An 18,120-nucleotide genomic window follows, 5' to 3' on the forward strand; every position below is an offset into this window, starting at 1 on the left:
AACCTCTCAGACTTCTCATGTCAGGGAATAGCGCCGTTGTGCCAGTGATTGCAGGGGAGACCAGAAGAACCGGTCGGCCAGGACCACGAAGACGCTCATGACGGCCACCCCCAGGATGATGCGGGGGGTGTCTCCAGTGGCGGTCACCTGGGCGATGTAGGCTCCAAGGCCCCGGGCCGTCAGTGCGGTCTTGCCGTAGGAGACCACCTCGGAGACGATGGAGGCATTCCAGGCTCCGCCGGCCGCTGTAATGCCGCCGGTGCACCAGGAGTCGAACAGGGCCGGCAGGATCAGGGTCTTCCATCGTTGCCAGCGGTTCTGGCCCAGGCTGCGCGACATCTCCAGCAGGTCGTCGGGGATGGCCGAGGCCCCGGCGATGACATTGAAGAGGATGTACCACTGGGTGCCCAGGGCCATGAGCAGGATGCTGCCCCAGTTGATGTCGATTCGCCAGATGATGAAGATCATGGTGACGAAGGGGAAGATGAAGTTGGCCGGGAAGGAGGCCAGGATCTGCACCAGGGGCTGCAGGTAGCGGGAGATGCGCGGATTCATGCCGATCAGAGCGCCTATCGGGACCCATACGATCGTGCAGGCCACCATCAGGATCAGCACTCGCAGGAAGGTCAGCAGACCCAGCTGGAAGACGTGCCCGACCTCGCCCAGGCCCAGAGGGCGGATGACCAGACGGTCCAGTTGCCAGAGTCCCCACAGGCCAATCGAGGCCAGGCAGGCCCACCAGAACAGGTCGCCTGCATGCCTGCGTCCGCCGCTCCGGCTCCAACGCGCCCCGGTTCGGCCCATGGGGCGGGTGATCCGGTCCAACAAGTCAGTCAGGGGATGGCCCACCAGACCCAAGAGGTCCTTGACCCCGGACAGACGGATGACCGTTAGTACCAGGCTGTGCCGGGGCTCGCTTGACTGGCTGCTGGTGTAGCGGAACTTCTCGGCCCAGGCGGTCAGCGGCTTCCAGAGCAGGAAGTCAATCAATAGGACCACCACGATCATGGTCAGGATGGCCATCCCCACCTTGCCCAGGTCCTGCTCGGCGGTGGCCTCCTCCACGAAGGAGCCGATGCCGGGCAGGGCAAGGGTCCTGTTGTTGACCGAGATCATCTCGGAGGCGGTCAGGAAGAACCAACCGCCGCCCATGCTCATCATGCAGTTCCAGAGCAGGGGGATCATGGCGTTGGGCACGTCCAGTTTCCAGAAGCGCTGCCAGCGGGTCAGGCGCATCAGCCTCACCGCTTCGTCCAGGTCGGCGGGCTCGCTGGTCAAGGAGTTATAGAAGGAGAAGGCCATGTTCCAGGCCTGGCTGGTGAAGATGGCGAAGATGGAGGCCGCCTCCACGCCCATGATGGACCCGGGGAAGAGGACCAGCCAGATGGAGATGGTGGCCGACAGGAAACCCAGGACGGGCACCGACTGCAGGATGTCCAGCAGGGGGATGAGCACGGCGCCCAGGCGGCGGGAGCGCGCGGCGGCCAGTCCGTAGAGGAAGGCGAAGACCAGGGAGACGATCAGGGCTGTGAACATGCGGAAGAGGGAGCGCAGTGCGTAGTAGGGCAGGTTGGCCGGGTCGGTGGAGACGTGCGAGGGTACGCCTGCAGGACCGATGGGGGCACCCAAGGCTGGCAGCAGATAGGCCAGGGCCCCCAGCAGGACCAGCGCGCCTATGGCTACGGCCAGGCCCGTCCATATACGGGTGGAGCGCGATGCCTGGCTGCGGTCGTCGTTCAGCGGAGAACGGAGCATTCCTGGCAGTGCGACAGTATTCACGATGGCCTCCCTCCAAGGTGCGGAACATCCCTGTCGGCAGCCTCGAAGACGGCGTGGCGATCGGCCATGAGCCGACCATTGTCATCGTTCAAGCTTCGGCTTCGCATGGTATTTGGCCCTGCATTAGTCCCTGCCTTGATCCGACGGGGACTGTTGACCTGCGCGGGGTGTCTCCACCACTTTGCGGCAGCATGCCTTGTCCATGCGGTAGCTTCACCTACCGACCACCCAATAACATAGATGGCACCAAGAGCAGTGTCAAGCATTTGCCAAACCAGCGTTGCCGTCCTTGCCAGGACTGACAATGGCAGGGGCTTGCACGCAGTCAGTGCAGGCACGAACTTGAATGTAAGGAGCGAATCCCTATGAAGATCGTGGCAGTCACGGCCAACCCCGAACCCAAGAGTCTGACCGATGCGGCGGGCAATGCCCTGCTGGACGGGGCGGCCGAGGGCGGGGCTCGCACCGAGTTGATCGACCTTTGCGCCGAGGGGTTCAATCCCGTCTTCGGCATGGAGGACAGGACCCACTACCTGGGCCAGGGTCCTATGCCCGAGGATGTCCAGGCCATGCAGGAACGCATCAAGGATGCGGACGTGCTGGCCCTGGTCTTCCCTGTCTACTGGTACAGCATGCCGGCCATCATGAAAGGCTTCATCGATCGGGTCATCTGCCGGGGCTTCGCCTATAACGTTGATGGAACCCCCGGAGCCTTGGCCGGACGTCGGGTGGAGCTGATCATGCTGACCGGCGGGGAAAAGGAATGGTACCAGTCCAGCGGCATCGGTGAGGCCTTGGACAACCAGCTCCGTCGGCAGACCTTCCTCAAGTACTGCCAGGTCGCCCAGGTGGAGACCATCTATGTGGATAATCTGGAGTCGGGCAACGACGAGCAGCAGGCGCGCGAGGCCGCCGACCGGCACCTGGTGGCCCTGGCCCTGAAGGGTCGTCGGCTGGCCGCAGGCACCGAGCCCGGAGCAGGCCAGGACGCTCAGTGACGCTCGGCATCGGGTTCGTCTTCGATGACACCCTGGATGTGTTTGACGGGGTCCAGCAGCACATTCTGACCCTGGGACGGGAGCTGTGCAGGCGGGGCCATAGGGTCCAGTATCTGGTCGGGCAGACCGCCCATCCGCCGGTTGACGGAGTCCACTCCCTGTCCCGCAACGTCATGGTCTCCTTCAACGGCAACAGGATGCGCATACCGCTGCCAGCTCCCAAGGCGCCTATCCGCCGGGTCCTGGAGGCCGAACACTTCGACCTGCTGCACGTCCAGGCCCCCTACAGCCCCTTCCTTGCCGGTCGGGTCATCCGGGCCGCAGACCCGGCAACGGCCCTGGTGGCCACCTACCACATCGCCCCCACGGGGAATCTGCAGCTGCTGGGCGGCCGGCTGCTGGGGTTGATCAACCGCAGGACCCATAGGCGCATCGACAGAGTCATAGCGGTCTCGCCTGTGGCGGCCAGCTATGCCCGGCAGACTGCCGACGCGCCCAGCAGGGTGGTGGCCAACCCTGTGGACGTGGCTGCCCTGCGCCGGGCCCGTCAGGCCGCTGGCGACCAGGAGGTGGCGCGCCTGCACGGCCAGGGGCCGCATCTGGTCTTCCTGGGGCGGTTCGTGGCTCGCAAGGGGGCGGGGATCCTGCTGTCAGCCCTCCAGGCGGGGGAGCGGACCGGCATCCTGCCCGAAGGCCTGCATGTGACCATGGCCGGCAAGGGGCCGCTACTGGAGGACTGCCGTCGAAAGGCTGCAGCCCTGCGCACCCCGGTGGCCTTCCCCGGCTTTGTGGATGAGAAGGACAAGCCCGCCCTGCTGGCCTCATCCGATCTGACCGTCTTTCCCTCCACCAGGGGCGAGTCCTTCGGTATCGTCCTGCTGGAGGCAATCGCCTCGGGCACGGCTCCGGTGCTGGCCGGGGACAATCCCGGCTACCGGTCCACCCTGATGGGTGATGAGCGGGCTCTGGTGACTGTCGACTCGCCCAACACCCCCGAACTGCTGGCCCGGCGAATCGTTCAGGCTCTGGGGGACCCCTCCTGGAGGCGAAATGTGCGCCATGACCAGCTGGCGCTCTTGGACCGCTACGACGTGACCACCGTGGCCGATCAGGTGGAGGAGGTCTACCGGCAAGCCATTCAAGACCGCCGTCTCATGTAGGGTAGGTACATGTCATTCTTTGATTTCTTCGGTTCCATGTTCGACCCTGAGGGCGGTCCAGGCGGACCAGGCCGGCGTCGCAATGACGACGACCCGGTCATCCTGCATGTGCAGACCGATGGGGAGGGTCCCGGCCAAGGGGGCGGCAGCACGCCCCGTTTCCGCTTCGCCGGACCAGGTGACCCCCGGCTGACCTCCCGCAAGAAGGACAGTAACGGACCTTCCCGGGGCATGCGGATTCTGGCCGTGGTTGTCGCTGTCGTCCTGGTCGTCCTCCTGCTCCTGTTCGGGCTCAGTCGCTTCATCACCGATGTCATGTGGTTCTCCCAGTTGGGGGCGGCACGGATTGTCTGGACCCAGCTGGGTATCAAGGTGGGCCTGTGGCTGGCCTACGCCCTGCTGCTGGCCGCGGTGACCCTGCTCTCGGCCTTCCTGGCCATCCGCAGCCGTCCCGATTCGCCCGACGGGTCCACCATCAGGGTCAGGGGCGATCTGATCGAAGTCGGCAAGGGGGTCTCTTCACGCAAGGCGCTTAAGGTGGCCGCGGTGGTCTCCCTGGTCGTCGGTGTTTTCTTTGGCTTCCAGTTCAACGCCGACTGGAAGCAGGTGCTCCTGCTCTTCAACGCCCAGTCCTTCGGGGTGCGCGATCCCCAGTTCGGCTTGGATAACGGCTTTTATGTCTTCATCCTGCCCGGGCTGCGGCTGTTGGTCTCCTCCCTGCTGATGATGCTGCTGGCGGCCACGGTCTTCAGCCTGGTCACCAACTTCCTCATGGGCGGGATCCGGCTGACCATGCCCGTGCAGGGCCGCGGCATTCTGGAGATGACCCGTGCCGCCCGCAGGCAGGTAGCCGTCTGGCTGGTCCTGTTCATGCTGGTATGGGCCGGCGATACGGCCTTGGGCGTCTTCGGCAGGCTGACCGAGGAGGGCGATCGGATCACCGGCGCCTCCTACACCTCGGTCAAGGCGGCCATTCCCGTGACCCTGATTATGGCCGTGGTCATGGCCCTGCTGGGCATTATCCTGGCTGTCTGGATTCTGCGCTCGCCCACCCTGGAACCCGGCCGTGTCCATGCAGGATCGCTGGGGTCGGCCGTCAAGCAGTGGCGGGTTCCCGTCCTGGCTGTGGCCGTCACCATTGTGCTGTCCCTGCTGCTGACCGTCTTCTGGCCGGCACTGGTCCAGCGCTTCCGGGTCAACCCCAACGCTCAGGAGATGGAGTCCGCCTACATCCAGCGCAACATCACCGCCACCGCCCAGGCCTATGGGCTGGACAGGCTGAAGACCGAGGCCTATGACGCCACCACCGAGGTCCAGTCAGGCGCCCTTTCCCGGGATGCAGAGACCACCGCACAGATTCGTCTGCTGGATCCCCAGGTGGTTTCGCCCACCTTCCGGCAGCTGCAGCAGTCCAAGCAGTACTACACCTTCGAGGACACCCTGGCCGTCGACAAGTACGACATCGACGGGGTCAGCCAGGATACGGTCATCGGCGCTCGCGAGCTGGACCTGGAGGGCAACGACAACCGCAACTGGGTCAACGACCACACGGTCTTCACCCACGGCTACGGCATTGTGGCCGCCTACGGCAACAAGGTCACCCCGGACGGGCAGCCCGAGTTCTTCGAGCAGGACATCCCCACCAGGGGCAAGCTGACAAGCAGCCAGCACTACGAGCCGCGAATCTACTTCTCGCCCAATGCGCCCGAGTACTCCATCGTCGGCGCGCCCCAGGACTCCTCAGGCTGGGAATTCGACTATCCCACCGGCTCCAAGGGAGCCACCAACACCTTCAAGGGCAACGGCGGCCCCTCGGTGGGCAACTTCCTGGCCCGGGTCCTCTACGCCATCCGATTTGGATCCGACCAGATCCTCTTCTCGGACCGCGTCACGCCCGACTCGCAGATCCTCTACAACCGCTCGCCCAAGGAGCGCGTGGCCCAGATCGCCCCCTATCTGACCCTGGACGGACGCGTCTATCCGGCTGTGGTTGATGGACGGGTCAAGTGGATCGTCGACGGCTACACCACCTCTGATGCCTACCCCTACTCCCAGAAGGTGGATCTGGGTCCCATCACCCAGGACACGACCACCCTGAGTTCGGAGGCCGTCAAGGGCCTGGGTTCCCAGAAGGCCAACTACATCCGCAATTCCGTCAAGGCCACGGTCGATGCCTATGACGGCTCGGTGGACCTCTATGCCTGGGATGCCAAGGATCCGGTGCTCAAGGCTTGGCAGAAGGTCTTCCCCGGCCAGTTCAAGCCGCTCTCGTCCATCTCGGGCGACCTGATGAGCCACATGCGTTACCCGGAGAGCCTGTTCAAGGTGCAGCGCCAGCTCCTGTCCCAGTACCACGTCAACTCGGCCAGCCAGTTCTTCTCCGGCGAGGACTTCTGGCAGACCCCCGTGGATCCGACCGGAACCAGCAAGGAGCAGAAGGCCGGGGTCAAGCAGCCTCCCTACTATCTGACCCTGCAGACGCCGGGGACTGACAAGCCCGCCTTCTCGCTGACCTCCACCTTCATCCCCGCAGGCACCTCCACCAGGGAGATTCTGACCGGGTTCCTGTCTGTGGATTCCGACGCCGGGTCGACCAAGGGGGTGATAGGCCCGGACTACGGGACCATCCGGCTGATGGAGCTGCCCAAGAATTCCAATGTGCCCGGCCCAGGGCAGGCTCAGAACAACTTCAACTCGGATGCCGCGGTCTCCACCGAGCTCAACCTGCTCCAGTCCGGGTCCACCAAGGTCAAACGTGGCAACCTGCTGACCCTGCCCATAGGCGGCGGACTGATCTACATCCAGCCGGTCTACGTCCAGTCCAGCGGCGCCACCAGCTTCCCCCTGCTCAAGCGGGTTTTGGTGGCCTTCGGAGACAAGGTCTCTTCCTCGGCCACACTGGATGCTGCTCTTGACAAGACCTTCCAGGGCAACTCGGGTGCGTCGGCCGGCGATGCCGACAACACCGGACGCACCAAATCTGATGCTGATCAGAGCGACCAATCCGGTAAAGCCCCGGATAAGACCGCCGGCTCCGGTGGGGCGTCGGCCACAGCAGGACAGGCCCTGAAACAGGCCTTGGACAAGGCCAACCAGGCCATGAGTGACGGCGATGCCGCCCTGAAGAAGGGCGACTTCAGCGCCTACGGCGAGGCGCAGAACCGTCTGCGCGAAGCCCTCAAGGAAGCCTCCGACCAGGAGGGTGGCAACAGGTGAGCGCCACCCGGCGCATCCGGCTCTGCCGCCGCGGGGACCTGGAGGCGGTCACCGCCATCTACAACCAGGCCGTCATGGATGGCGGTTCCACGGCGGATACGGCCCCGGTCAGCCTGGATCAGCGCCTGCAATGGTGGCTGGACCACGATCCTGACCAGGGCCATCCGGTCCTGGTTCTGGAGCAGGAGAGCAAGGTGCTGGCCTTCGGCTCCCTGTCGGCCTACTACGATCGGCCCGGCTACCAGGAGACCTGCGAGCTGAGCTATTACGTGGATCGCGGCAGCCGTGGACGCGGCCTGGGCGTCCTGATGGTTTATTCGCTTCTGGAGCGCGCCCAGCAGGTGGGCATGCGTCTGGCCGTGGCCATCATCTTCGATGACAATACGGCCTCCAAGGCCCTGCTGCACCGCTTCGGATTCAGCCGCTTCGGCCTCCTGCCCCAGGCCGCCTGGGACCGGTTCGTCCTGCATGACGTCTCCTACTGGAGCCTGTCCCTTGAGCGAAACGGGGTCGGGGAGCCTGTGTAGAATCTCACCGTCCCGTTTGAGAGCAGGAGGTATCACCTACATGGCATCCGATTTCTGGCTGATAGCCGGACTGGGCAACCCGGGTGACGAGTACAAGGGCACCAGGCACAACATGGGCTTCATGTGCGCCGATCTGCTGGCTGAACGCTGGTCGGTCAACCTGCGCGACCACAAAGGTCTGGCCCAGCTGGGCCGTGGCACCCTGGATCTTGACGGACGCCGCACACCCTTCTTCCTGGCCAAGCCGTTGACCTTCATGAACGACTCCGGCGATGCCCTGGCCTCCATCTGCTCTTATTACCACATACCAGTTGGCCGGGTAGTGGTCATCCATGACGATATGGACTTGGAATTCGGCCGGATCAAGGTCAAGACTGGCGGGTCCTCTGGCGGGCACAACGGCATCCGTTCCATAGACCGCTCCCTGGGCAGCAATGCCTACGCCCGGGTCCGCATGGGTGTAGGGCATGCCCGGAGAGGTCCCGATGCCCACCGCCGCACTGTGGACTGGGTTCTGGGCACCTTTGTCGGCGATCAGCGCAAGCGTCTGCCCGAGTTCCTGGCCGACGGCGCGGATGCCGCGGAAACCGTGATCATCAAGGGTCTCAGCCAGGCTCAGGAGCAGTTCAATGGTCGATGAGCATACCCAGACAGGGCAGGGGGCCAGCAAGAATGCGGAGCCCCAGGAATCGCTGAACGGGTCCCTGCGTCCCCTCCTGGACGCCCTGCAGGCGGATGCTGCTTTCAATAGATTGGTCCATGGAGACTCCCAGCCTGCGGCTGACACCGACACCTCCCTCATGGTCCAGGCTCCCCAGGGGATCAGACCAGCCCTGGTCGCCGCAGCGGCCGGACGTGGCCCGGTCGTCCTGGTGGTCCCCTCCGAGCGTGACGCCCAGGAGATGACCGGCGCCATCCGCTCCTGGTATGAGGGCGACCCGCGTGATGTGGCCCTGCTGCGCTCCTGGGAGACCCTGCCTCACGAGCGGCTCTCACCCCGGGCAGACACCGTGGCCTCGCGGATGGCCGTCTTCAGGCGGCTGGTCCACCCGGTAGAGGATGACCCTGATTTCGGCCCCATCCGCATCCTGGTCATGCCTGTGCGCTCCCTCCTGCAGCCGGTGGTCAAGGGTCTGCAGGATGTCGAGCCCCTGGTCTTCCTGCGCGGCCAGGACATGCCTTTGGACCAGGCAGTCGAAGCTCTGGTCCGCAACGCTTACACCCGTGTGGATCTGGTCATGGAGCGCGGCCAGTTCGCCGTCCGAGGCGGCATTCTGGATGTTTTCGTCCCCACTATGGCCCATCCGGTGCGCATCGAGTTCTTCGGAGACGAGGTGGACACTATCCGCAGCTTCCACGCCTCCGACCAGCGCACCTACGGCCCAGAGCTGGACCGGATCTGGGCGCCGCCCTGCCGCGAGCTGCAGCTGACTGACCAGGTCCGAACCCGTGCCCGCTCCCTGATCGGGAGCATCCCCAACGCCGACGACATGCTGGAGTCGATCGCCCAGGCCATTCCGGTAGAAGGCATGGAATCCCTCCTGCCTGCCCTGGTCGACGATCTGGTGCCGGTAGGGTCCATGCTGCCCGAGGACGCTCTGGTTCTGCTGTCGGAACCACAGCTGCTGGCCCGCTCCGCCCAGGACCTGGTCAAGACCGCCAACGAGTTCCTGGCCGCCAGCTGGCATGTGGCAGCCTCCGGGCAGGGCTCGGGCGCGCCCATCAGCTTCGACAGTGCCAGCTTCCTGGACTACGACGAGGTCATCTCATCCCTGGAATACCGCAAGGGGGAGGTCTGGAAGCTGACCGACCTGTCGGTGGATCCGGACCAGGAAGGGGCTGAGCGTCTGGATGCCCTGGCACCGGACCAGTACCGCGGAGACGAGGATCGGGCCGCCTCAGGCATCGCCTCCCTGTTGGAGCGAGGCGACCGGGTCGTGGTCACCGCTCCGGCCCAGGGGACGCTGAGTCGTCTGCGTCGGGCCGTGCAGACCACAGGCATCACCGGCTTGGAGTACCACCGCTCCCTGGCTGTGGACGGTTTCGTGGACCAGTCCGCCCATCTGGCCCTGCTGACCGAGCGCGACCTGACGGGGCGCACCAGTGTGGCCGCCGGCAGCAAGACCTCCAACCGCCGGCGCAAGGCCATCGACCTGGATGAGCTCAAGCCCGGCGACTACGTGGTCCACGATCAGCACGGCATCGGCCGCTTCCTGGGCATGCGCCAGCGCAGCGTGGGCGTAGGTCCCAGCAAGGGCAGCCGGGAGTATCTGGTCCTGGAGTACGCACCCTCCAAGCGCAACGCCCCGCCAGACAAGCTCTTCGTGCCGGCCGACCAGTTGGATCAGGTCAGCCGCTACATCGGCGCCGAGGTTCCGAGGCTCAACAAGCTGGGCGGATCCGACTGGTCGGCCACCAAGGCCAAGGCCCGCAAGCATGTTCACAAGATCGCCCAGGGCCTGGTCAAGCTCTACTCGGCCCGGCAGCGCACCAAGGGCTTCGCCTTCAGTCCTGACACCCCCTGGCAGAAAGAGCTGGAGGATGCCTTCCCCTACCAGGAGACGCCCGACCAGCTGACCGCTATCGACGATGTCAAGGCTGACATGGAGAAGCCAGTGCCCATGGACCGCCTGATCTGCGGGGATGTGGGCTTCGGCAAGACCGAGGTAGCCATTCGTGCCGCCTTCAAGGCTGTTCAGGATGGCAAGCAGGTGGTGGTTCTGGTGCCCACGACCCTGCTGGTTCAGCAGCACTACCAGACCTTCACCGAGCGCTTCGAGGGCTTCCCGGTGGACGTGGCCGCCATGAGCCGCTTCCAGACCGCCAAGGAGAACCAGGCCACCATGGAGGGCCTGGCCAGTGGGGCCGTGGACGTGGTCATCGGCACCCACAAGCTGCTCAACCCCCGCATCCGCTTCAAGGATCTGGGTCTGATGATCGTGGACGAGGAGCAGCGCTTCGGCGTGGAGGCCAAGGAGACCCTCAAGGCTATGCGGACCAATGTGGACGTCCTGTCCCTGTCGGCTACGCCAATCCCTCGCACCCTGGAGATGGCGGTGACCGGCATCCGGGAGATGTCCACCCTTGCTACGCCCCCCGAGGACCGTCTGCCGGTGCTTACCTATGTGGGTGCCTACGAGGACGCCCAGGTGACCGCAGCCATTCGCCGCGAACTCCTGCGCGGGGGACAGATCTTCTACATACACAACCGGGTCGAGGACATCGGCAAGGTCTCGGCCAAGGTGCAGACCCTGGTCCCCGAGGCCAAGGTGGGCGTGGCCCACGGCAAGATGGGGGAGAAGCAGCTGGACGGGGTCATCCGCGACTTCTGGCACCGGGACATCGATGTGCTGGTCTGCACCACCATCGTCGAGACCGGCCTGGATATTCCCAACGCCAACACGCTGATCGTGGACCGGGCCGACCGTTTCGGGCTCTCCCAGCTTCACCAGCTGCGGGGCCGGGTGGGACGAGGTCGGGAACGGGCTTACGCCTACTTCCTCTATGACCCCAGCAGGCCCATGACCCAGACCGCCCACGACCGGCTAGCCACCATCGCCCAGAACACGGCGCTGGGTTCCGGCTACGACGTGGCCATGAAGGACCTGGAGCTGCGCGGCACCGGCAACCTGCTGGGAGACGAGCAGTCCGGCCACATCGAAGGGGTCGGCTTCGACCTTTACGTGCGTATGGTCTCCGAGGCGGTGGAGGAGTACAAGGAACCCGGACGGACCGAACCTGTCACCGTCAGCATCGACCTGCCCCTGGAGGCCTCCATTCCAGTCGACTACATAGACTCGGACAAGTTGCGTCTTGAGGCCTACCGCAAGCTGGCCTCGGCCCGCAACGAGCAGGATCTGCGCGACCTGCACGAGGAACTGACCGATCGGTATGGGCGTCCGCCGGCCCAGTTCGACACCCTTTTCGCTGTGGCCCGGCTTCGGGCCAAGGCTCGTTCGACGGGCATAGCGGAGATCGCCTCCCAGGGCTCCAGAGTGCGGATCAGGCCTGTGGCCATGCCCGACTCCCTCCAGGCCAGGATTGCTCGCATCTACAAGGGCAGCCAGTATCGACCGGTGACGCAGACACTGATGGTTCCCGCGCCATTTGCGGGGTCGCTGGGTTCGGGCCCCATGGATTCGGCGGCCATGACCGCCTGGGTGGACACCCTTCTGGACGACCTGGCCTGGGGGCTGCCCAAGTCCTCGGATCAGGGAACGCCGACGGGCAACGCACCGGTCCAACAAAACTAGTATCCTGTAAGAGACATCACAACAACTTATTGAAGGAGCAGTTGTGGCAGCAATTGAAAGCGTGTTCGCGCGCGAAATTCTTGATTCCCGTGGCAACCCGACCGTCGAGGTCGTTCTGCAGACCGAGGACGGCGCCGAGGGGCGCGGTCTGGTTCCCTCCGGCGCTTCCACCGGCGAGGCCGAGGCCTGGGAGCGTCGGGACGGCGACAAGAAGCGTTATCAGGGCAAAGGTGTCCTGGATGCCGTCAAGGCGGTCAATGAGACCATCGCTCCCAATGTCATCGGTATGGACGCCACCGATCAGCGCGCTCTGGACGAGACCATGATTGATCTGGACGGCACCCCCAACAAAGGCAAGCTGGGTGCCAACGCCATTCTGGGCGTCTCATTGGCTGCGCTTTATGCGGCTGCCGAGTCCGCCGAGCTGCCTCTTTACCGTTACTTGGGCGGCACCAACGGCCATATTCTGCCTGTGCCCAACATGAACATCATGAACGGCGGCGCCCACGCTGACTTCGCCACGGACATCCAGGAGTACATGATCTCCCCCTACGGCTTCGAATCCTACCGGGAGGCCCTGCGCGCCGGCGTCGAGGTCTACCACACCCTCAAAGGCATCCTGAAGAAGGACGGACACGAGACCGGCCTGGGCGACGAGGGCGGCTTTGCCCCCAAGATGAAGTCCAACGAGGACTCCTTGAAGTACATTGTCGACGCCATTCAGGCTGCCGGCTACGAGCCCGGCAAGCAGATCGGCCTCTGCCTGGACGTGGCCTCCTCGGAGTTCTACAACAAGGACACTGACAAGTACCACTTCGACGGCGAGGACCGCGACGCCGACTACATGCTGGACTACTACCAGGGTCTGGTCGAGAAGTACCCGCTGGTCTCCATCGAGGATCCCTTCGCTGAGGAGGACTGGGGCGCCTGGCAGAAGATCACCGCCGCCATGGGCGACCGCCTGCAGTTCGTGGGCGATGATCTGCTGGTGACCAACCCTAAGAGGCTGCAGAAGGGCATCGACCTGAAGGCCGCCAACTCCCTGCTGGTCAAGCTCAACCAGATCGGCACCGTGACCGAGACCCTGGACGCCATCGAGCTGGCCACTGCAAACGGGTTCACCTCCATGGTTTCCCACCGTTCCGGCGAGACCTCTGACACCACTATTGCAGACCTGGCTGTGGCCAAGAACACCCGCCAGATCAAGACCGGTGCTCCGGCCCGTGGCGAGCGCATCGCCAAGTACAACCGGCTGCTGGAGATCGAGGAGGAGCTTGGTTCCACCGCTGAGTACGCCGGATACAGCGCCTTCAAGGCCTGCAAGAAGTACACTAAGTAAGGCCTTGCCAGTCGGGCCGGACCTCTTGCAGGTTTTGACGCGACTGTAGAGTCTTTCACCCGTGGCGGTCCGCGTCGGCTGCCGCGGGTATTTTTATGGGTATGGCCAAGAACAAACGTGGCGGCGGCGACCGGCGGACGAGCAGGCGGTCGTCGGGACCCATCACCTTCTTTGTGGCGATCATCATCGTGGCCCTGGGACTGATCCAGCTGGTCTCCACCTTCCATGCCTATGCCATCAATCTTTCCGAGCTCAACGGCCTGCGCAACCAGCAGGCCCAGCTTGTCGAGCACAAGCGCGACCTGGAGAACCAAATCCGGCGCTGGGACGACAAGGCCTATGTGACTGCCCAGGCCCGTGACCGTCTGGGATTCGTCTTCCCCGACGAGGAGGCTATCCGGGTCCTGCACCCGGAGGCAGTCACTGGAGGCAAGGACAAGGACCAGGCCGGAAGCAGGGGAGTTCGGGCCCCGAGGAAGAATTCTCTGCCCTGGTATCAGGAGATGGCGTACTCCTTTGCCAAGGCCGATCAGAACTCGGCTGCCAATGGGAGCAAGGGGAGCACAGGCCAGCAACATGGCGACGGAACCAGTCCGAACGAATCTGCTAGTCCGTCTGGTTCAAGCAGTCCAGGTGGCTCTGAGGGCTCCTCCTCATCCGAGGACGGGGGAGGGCAGTGAACTCCGAAGGTTGGGATTTCGTCGTGCCAACTGTTAATGAACTCAGCAGCAGGGAACAATCAGGAAAGATGAGGACAGCGTGATCAAGGCCCAGGAAAGGCCCCAGGCAGCAGTGGAATCTCGAGCCGCAGTCAAGCTCTGGACCGAGCCTAGACTCTCCAACCTGGTTACTGACCGGGACCTGGTGGCGGTCAGCAATCGCGTCCAGGAGCTTTTGGCGACCCCGGCCACACCGGATCAGATAGCCGTCGTGAACAGCCAGCTCGGCCGCTACCCGCGGGGCATGGTGGCTGTGGGTGCCCGTTGCGTCTGTGGGAATCCGCTGGCTGTGGTCACTCGGCCCCAGCTGGAAGATGGCACACCCTTTCCGACCACCTGCTATCTGACCAGCCCCGAGGCCGTCAAGGCCGTCTCCCGGCTGGAGGCTGACGGCGTCATGGCCGACTGGAATGCCGAGCTGGGTTCGGATCCGGATCTGGCCAGCGCCTACCATAGGGCCCACGAGCTCTATCTGGTCTTCCGCTCTGCATTGGCCAAGCTGTTGGGCGACGACGAGGGGCACATCGCCGGAGTCTCGGCCGGTGGCATGCCCAAGCGGGTCAAGTGTCTGCATGCTCTGACCGCCCAGTCTCTGGTTATGGGTTCGGGGGTCAATCCCCTGGGCGACCGGGTCCTGGGGCTGGTGCGTCAGGCATTCGACCCGCAGGTCTGCCGGTGTGCCCAGCCTTGGACTGAGACATCCGGGCAAGAGAACTGGCAGGGAAACCAATGAAAGGGGCTTCCATGGATCAGGTGACAGTGGCGGGCGTGGACTGCGGCACCAACTCTATACGTCTGCTGATAGCCCAGGTGGACTGCCAGGGACTCCATCCGGTGGCTCCCAGGCTGATGCGGGTCATCCGGTTGGGGGAGGGCGTGGACCGTAACCGCCGTTTCGCTGACCAGGCCCTGGAGCGCACCTTTGAGGCATGTCGGATCTTCGCCCAGCAGCTGCAGGAGCACCCGGTGGATGGCCTGCGCTTTGTGGCCACGTCAGCCACCAGGGATGTCGATAACCGCGAAAGTTTCGAGGAAGGGGTGCGTTCCATATTAGGAGTTATGCCCGAGGTTATCAGCGGCTCCCAGGAGGCCTCGCTAAGTTTTCTGGGCGCGGTCAGCGTTCTGGAGCAGCGGGTCAGCGCCGACATGCCTCCTGCACCCTACTTGGTGGTCGATCTGGGTGGTGGCTCCACCGAGCTGGTCCTGGGCGGGGACGGGAGATATCTGCCTGTTGACCAAGTCAGAGCCTCCTACTCCATGAACATCGGATCCGTTCGGATGACCGAGCGCCATCTGCTGGACGATCCGCCCACCCAGGAGCAGATCAACCAGGCGCTTGAGGATGTCGACTGCTGGATCGACCGGGCCTTCGGCCAGGTCCCTGTGGCCAGGGTAGGCAGTGTGATCGGGGTCTCCGGCACGGTCACCACCATGAGCGCCCTGGCCCTGGGATGCCCGGTATACGATCGCCATGCCGTCGATGGCCAGTCCATTTCGGTCGATGCGGCCCGCAGGGTTGACAACCAGGTGCTGAACATGAGCCGTCAGGAGCGTCGGGAGCTCAAAGCCATCCATCCCGGGCGTGTGGATGTGATCGGCGGCGGCGCCCTGATCTGGAGCCGTCTGCTGGAGCGACTAGGCGAGGTCAGCCCGAGTGCACTGGCTTCTGGAACCTATGTGGCCAGCGAGCACGGCCTCTTGGATGGCCTGGTCCTGGACTACGGTCGGACCCTCCTGCGCGAATGATATAATAAGGCGCTATGGGTTACGGCCCCGGTGGCGAAATGGTATACGCATCGGACTTAAAATCCGCCGCCTTCACCGGCTTGTGGGTTCGATTCCCACCCGGGGCACCAAGGCCTCGTCGGCTTGGACGGCAGTGTTGCAACTTGTCACCCGGCCGACGAACCGATACTCTGGTACGCAAGAAAACCAAAGGAGTTGTCATGAGTGACCGATCCATGCCCGAGGTGAACGCCGAATTCGGCGCCACGCCGACCATAACCTTCCATGGTCCTGCGCCCAGCGGGCTACGCGCCGTGGAACTGGTCGAGGGGGATGGGCCTGTCGTCCACAAGGGCGATACTGTCACCGTCAACTATCACGGCGTCGTTTGGGGTTCGGACCAGGTCTTCGACTCGAGCTTTCAGCGTCATCAGCCGGCCAGCTTCGGCATCGGCGTCGGGCAGGTCATTCGTGGCTGGGACCAGACGGTGCCCGGTCATAACGTGGGGTCCAGGTTGGTGGTCTCCATTCCGCCGGAGTACGGATATGGTCGTCAGGGGATGCCCCAGGCGGGCATCGGCGGCAACGATACTCTAGTCTTCGTGATCGACATTATATCGACACGGTAGACAAGGGTCTCCAGGCGCCGGTGAGGGCCGGCGCCTTTTTCATACTCTTGACTTTGCAGTCCAGGTCGGGCCACGAGACAAGTGCATCAAATAAGGAGGAATCACATGGCTGAGGAAAAGACGATTCTGCTGACACAGGCCGCTTACGACAAGTTGAAGGAGGAGCTTGACCATCGTCAGGGCGAGTACCGCGACGAGATCACCGAACGCATTGCGGCGGCTCGGGCCGAGGGCGATCTGAGCGAGAACGGCGGCTATCAGGCTGCCCGCGAGGAGCAGGGCAAGAATGAGGGGCGGATCAACGAGCTGATCGTCAAGCTTCGCAACGCCAAGATCCTCAAGGCCCCCAAGGCGGGCACGGTGGGCAACGGCTCCCTGGTGACCCTGACCATGGCCGGCAACGAAATGGTCTATGTGCTGGGCTCCAGGGATCTGACCGTGGCCACCGAATATGACGTCATCAGCCCCGAGTCGCCCATCGGCGCGGCCCTGATGGGCGCCAAGAAGGGGCAGACTGTGACCTACAAGGCTCCCAATGGCAAGGACATTTCGGTCACCGTCAAGGATGCCCAGCCCCTCAAGTAGCGGGACGACCCCTCACCGTCCCAGCCCGGCTTGAATGAAGCCGCTCCCCGCCACGATCGACGGGGGCGGCTTCATCTATAAGCAGCTGCTTGATTCGTAAGGCAGTCGGACTGGCGAGCTTGCTCAGCGCAGGTTGCAGACCACCAGGTAGATGGCCACGATGTGGCAGGCGTAGCCGATGACCGTGCCGCAGTGGAAGATCTCATGGAAGCCGAATACCCGGGGCCAAGGGTCCGGCCGGCGCAGGCCGTAGACAATCGCACCCAGAATGTAGGCCAAGCCACCCGCCACAATCAGCCAAACGACAGGCGGACCGGCCATGGGGGAGTCCCAGAAGAGCTTCAGGAAGCCCACCCCCGAGACTCCGAAAACCACGTAGACCAGGGTGTAGAGCCAGCGGGGAGCATCGATCCAGAAGACGTGGACAATTATGGCCACCAGGCTGGCCCCCCACATGCCCAGGATGATGACCCGCCGCCAGAAAGGTTCCAGTGCGAAGGAAATAGGCGTGTAGGTGCCGGCGATGAGCAGGAAGATGTTGACGTGGTCCAGGCGGCGCAGCACGTCCGTGGTCCCCGGGGTCCAGTCACCCAGATGGTAGAGAGCCGAGTTGCCGAAGAGGGCCAGCGAGGCGACCATGAAGACTGCACATGCCAGCTTGAGGCCAGTGCCGTGGGCCAGGCAGATCAGTACGATGCCGGCAGCCAGGGCCAGGGGGGCGGCCACAGCGTGGATCCAGCCGCGCAGCAGGGGCTTGGGGCGACCGTGCACATCCAGACGGACCTTGCGCTCGATCTCCATGTCGGGGATTCCCTCGATCCGTGAGGCCTTGATCTCGGCTTTTGCCATGATCCTCGCAGCCTTGGCCTTGGCCTTGGCGCGCACTGCGTCTGCCCTGGCCTGCAGATGGGCCTCGTGAGCCACTTCCGCATCCCGGCGCAGGTAGGTCAGCTCCTGGCGGCGCTGCTGGCGGCGGCGTTCGAGTTCGGCATCGACCCCCTGATCCTCGGGCGGTCTGTCGTCCTCGTTGGTCCTGGTTGCCATGGCCCTCCCTTGGCCCCTTGACTGGTCCGGGTCTGTCGTGTCCGGTTGTCGGGGCGAAACATCCGTGAACCACCCTACCCCAGACCTATGCATTGGACGCGCATGTCACCATCGCCCTTGGCATGACCCGCCTGTCTGCTTCCGAG

14 protein-coding genes, 1 tRNA gene and 1 riboswitch are annotated in these 18,120 nt (G+C 64.1%); of the genes, 13 read left to right on the forward strand and 2 right to left on the reverse strand.

The features are described 5' to 3' along the window. Positions 1-15: 15 nt before the first annotated feature. The gene (locus J3U06_RS03585; RefSeq protein WP_267444449.1) at positions 16-1,755 is read right to left on the reverse strand and encodes an ABC transporter permease; all 1,740 of its coding nucleotides are present in this window, start codon (positions 1,753-1,755) and stop codon (positions 16-18) included. A 97-nt stretch (positions 1,756-1,852) separates the two neighbouring features. Continuing rightward, a riboswitch (M-box (ykoK) riboswitch) is annotated at positions 1,853-2,011 on the reverse strand. Between the two features lie 133 nt (positions 2,012-2,144). Between J3U06_RS03585 and J3U06_RS03590 the strand changes: the two genes are divergently transcribed. The 13 genes from J3U06_RS03590 to J3U06_RS03650 all read left to right on the forward strand — a co-directional run bounded on the left by J3U06_RS03590 (position 2,145) and on the right by J3U06_RS03650 (position 16,930). Further along, positions 2,145-2,777 carry an NAD(P)H-dependent oxidoreductase gene (locus J3U06_RS03590; protein WP_267444345.1) on the forward strand — a complete coding sequence of 211 codons (633 nt, stop codon included), beginning with the start codon at positions 2,145-2,147 and terminating at the stop codon, positions 2,775-2,777. Next, a complete protein-coding gene (locus tag J3U06_RS03595) occupies positions 2,774-3,937 on the forward strand; it encodes a glycosyltransferase family 4 protein (RefSeq protein WP_267444346.1) in 1,164 nt (387 codons plus the stop codon). The genes J3U06_RS03590 and J3U06_RS03595 overlap by 4 nt, the downstream gene beginning before the upstream one ends. A gap of 9 nt (positions 3,938-3,946) precedes the next feature. Beyond that, positions 3,947-7,153: a UPF0182 family protein gene (locus J3U06_RS03600; protein WP_267444347.1), complete on the forward strand. Its 3,207-nt coding sequence runs from the start codon at positions 3,947-3,949 to the stop codon at positions 7,151-7,153. After that, positions 7,150-7,680 carry a GNAT family N-acetyltransferase gene (locus J3U06_RS03605; RefSeq protein WP_267430433.1) on the forward strand — a complete coding sequence of 177 codons (531 nt, stop codon included), beginning with the start codon at positions 7,150-7,152 and terminating at the stop codon, positions 7,678-7,680. Before J3U06_RS03600 ends, J3U06_RS03605 begins: the two co-directional genes overlap by 4 nt. Before the next feature lie 40 nt (positions 7,681-7,720). Then, positions 7,721-8,320 (forward strand): aminoacyl-tRNA hydrolase, encoded by a 600-nt coding sequence (pth, locus tag J3U06_RS03610; protein WP_267430434.1) that lies wholly within the window; start codon positions 7,721-7,723, stop codon positions 8,318-8,320. Further along, a complete protein-coding gene (mfd, locus tag J3U06_RS03615; RefSeq protein WP_267430435.1) occupies positions 8,310-11,933 on the forward strand; it encodes a transcription-repair coupling factor in 3,624 nt (1,207 codons plus the stop codon). Before pth ends, mfd begins: the two co-directional genes overlap by 11 nt. Before the next feature lie 43 nt (positions 11,934-11,976). Next, complete coding sequence (gene eno, locus J3U06_RS03620) at positions 11,977-13,272, forward strand: phosphopyruvate hydratase (RefSeq protein ID WP_220235973.1); 1,296 nt, start codon at positions 11,977-11,979, stop codon at positions 13,270-13,272. Positions 13,273-13,367: 95 nt separating this feature from the next. After that, on the forward strand, positions 13,368-13,952 hold the full coding sequence (locus tag J3U06_RS03625; protein ID WP_220235972.1) for an FtsB family cell division protein: 585 nt from the start codon (positions 13,368-13,370) through the stop codon (positions 13,950-13,952). A gap of 181 nt (positions 13,953-14,133) precedes the next feature. Beyond that, positions 14,134-14,724, forward strand: a complete 591-nt coding sequence (locus tag J3U06_RS03630; protein ID WP_258561601.1) for a DUF501 domain-containing protein — start codon at positions 14,134-14,136, stop codon at positions 14,722-14,724. Positions 14,725-14,735: 11 nt separating this feature from the next. After that, complete coding sequence (locus J3U06_RS03635; RefSeq protein WP_267430436.1) at positions 14,736-15,737, forward strand: Ppx/GppA phosphatase family protein; 1,002 nt, start codon at positions 14,736-14,738, stop codon at positions 15,735-15,737. Between the two features lie 24 nt (positions 15,738-15,761). Then, a tRNA-Leu gene (locus J3U06_RS03640) sits at positions 15,762-15,847 on the forward strand. Between the two features lie 90 nt (positions 15,848-15,937). Beyond that, positions 15,938-16,345, forward strand: coding sequence for an FKBP-type peptidyl-prolyl cis-trans isomerase (locus tag J3U06_RS03645; protein ID WP_220235969.1), 408 nt, complete (start codon positions 15,938-15,940; stop codon positions 16,343-16,345). A 105-nt stretch (positions 16,346-16,450) separates the two neighbouring features. Continuing rightward, positions 16,451-16,930 (forward strand): GreA/GreB family elongation factor, encoded by a 480-nt coding sequence (locus J3U06_RS03650; RefSeq protein WP_267399777.1) that lies wholly within the window; start codon positions 16,451-16,453, stop codon positions 16,928-16,930. A gap of 123 nt (positions 16,931-17,053) precedes the next feature. Here J3U06_RS03650 and trhA read toward each other — a convergent pair whose 3' ends face one another. Continuing rightward, positions 17,054-17,974: a PAQR family membrane homeostasis protein TrhA gene (gene trhA, locus J3U06_RS03655; protein WP_267430437.1), complete on the reverse strand. Its 921-nt coding sequence runs from the start codon at positions 17,972-17,974 to the stop codon at positions 17,054-17,056. Positions 17,975-18,120 lie beyond the last annotated feature (146 nt).

The sequence above is a fragment of the Bifidobacterium sp. B4142 genome, from assembly GCF_026537325.1.
GTDB lineage: Bacteria > Actinomycetota > Actinomycetes > Actinomycetales > Bifidobacteriaceae > Bombiscardovia.

Bases quoted from the DNA above. Each gene is read 5' to 3' on its own strand.
- J3U06_RS03585 (WP_267444449.1), bottom strand. From the start codon at position 1,755: ATGCTCCGTTCTCCGCTGAACGACGACCGCAGCCAGGCATCGCGCTCC.
- J3U06_RS03590 (WP_267444345.1), top strand. From the start codon at position 2,145: ATGAAGATCGTGGCAGTCACGGCCAACCCCGAACCCAAGAGTCTGACC.
- J3U06_RS03600 (WP_267444347.1), top strand. From the start codon at position 3,947: ATGTCATTCTTTGATTTCTTCGGTTCCATGTTCGACCCTGAGGGCGGT.
- mfd (WP_267430435.1), top strand. From the start codon at position 8,310: ATGGTCGATGAGCATACCCAGACAGGGCAGGGGGCCAGCAAGAATGCG.
- J3U06_RS03645 (WP_220235969.1), top strand. From the start codon at position 15,938: ATGAGTGACCGATCCATGCCCGAGGTGAACGCCGAATTCGGCGCCACG.
- trhA (WP_267430437.1), bottom strand. From the start codon at position 17,974: ATGGCAACCAGGACCAACGAGGACGACAGACCGCCCGAGGATCAGGGG.
- J3U06_RS03650 (WP_267399777.1), top strand. From the start codon at position 16,451: ATGGCTGAGGAAAAGACGATTCTGCTGACACAGGCCGCTTACGACAAG.
- J3U06_RS03625 (WP_220235972.1), top strand. From the start codon at position 13,368: ATGGGTATGGCCAAGAACAAACGTGGCGGCGGCGACCGGCGGACGAGC.
- pth (WP_267430434.1), top strand. From the start codon at position 7,721: ATGGCATCCGATTTCTGGCTGATAGCCGGACTGGGCAACCCGGGTGAC.
- J3U06_RS03635 (WP_267430436.1), top strand. From the start codon at position 14,736: ATGGATCAGGTGACAGTGGCGGGCGTGGACTGCGGCACCAACTCTATA.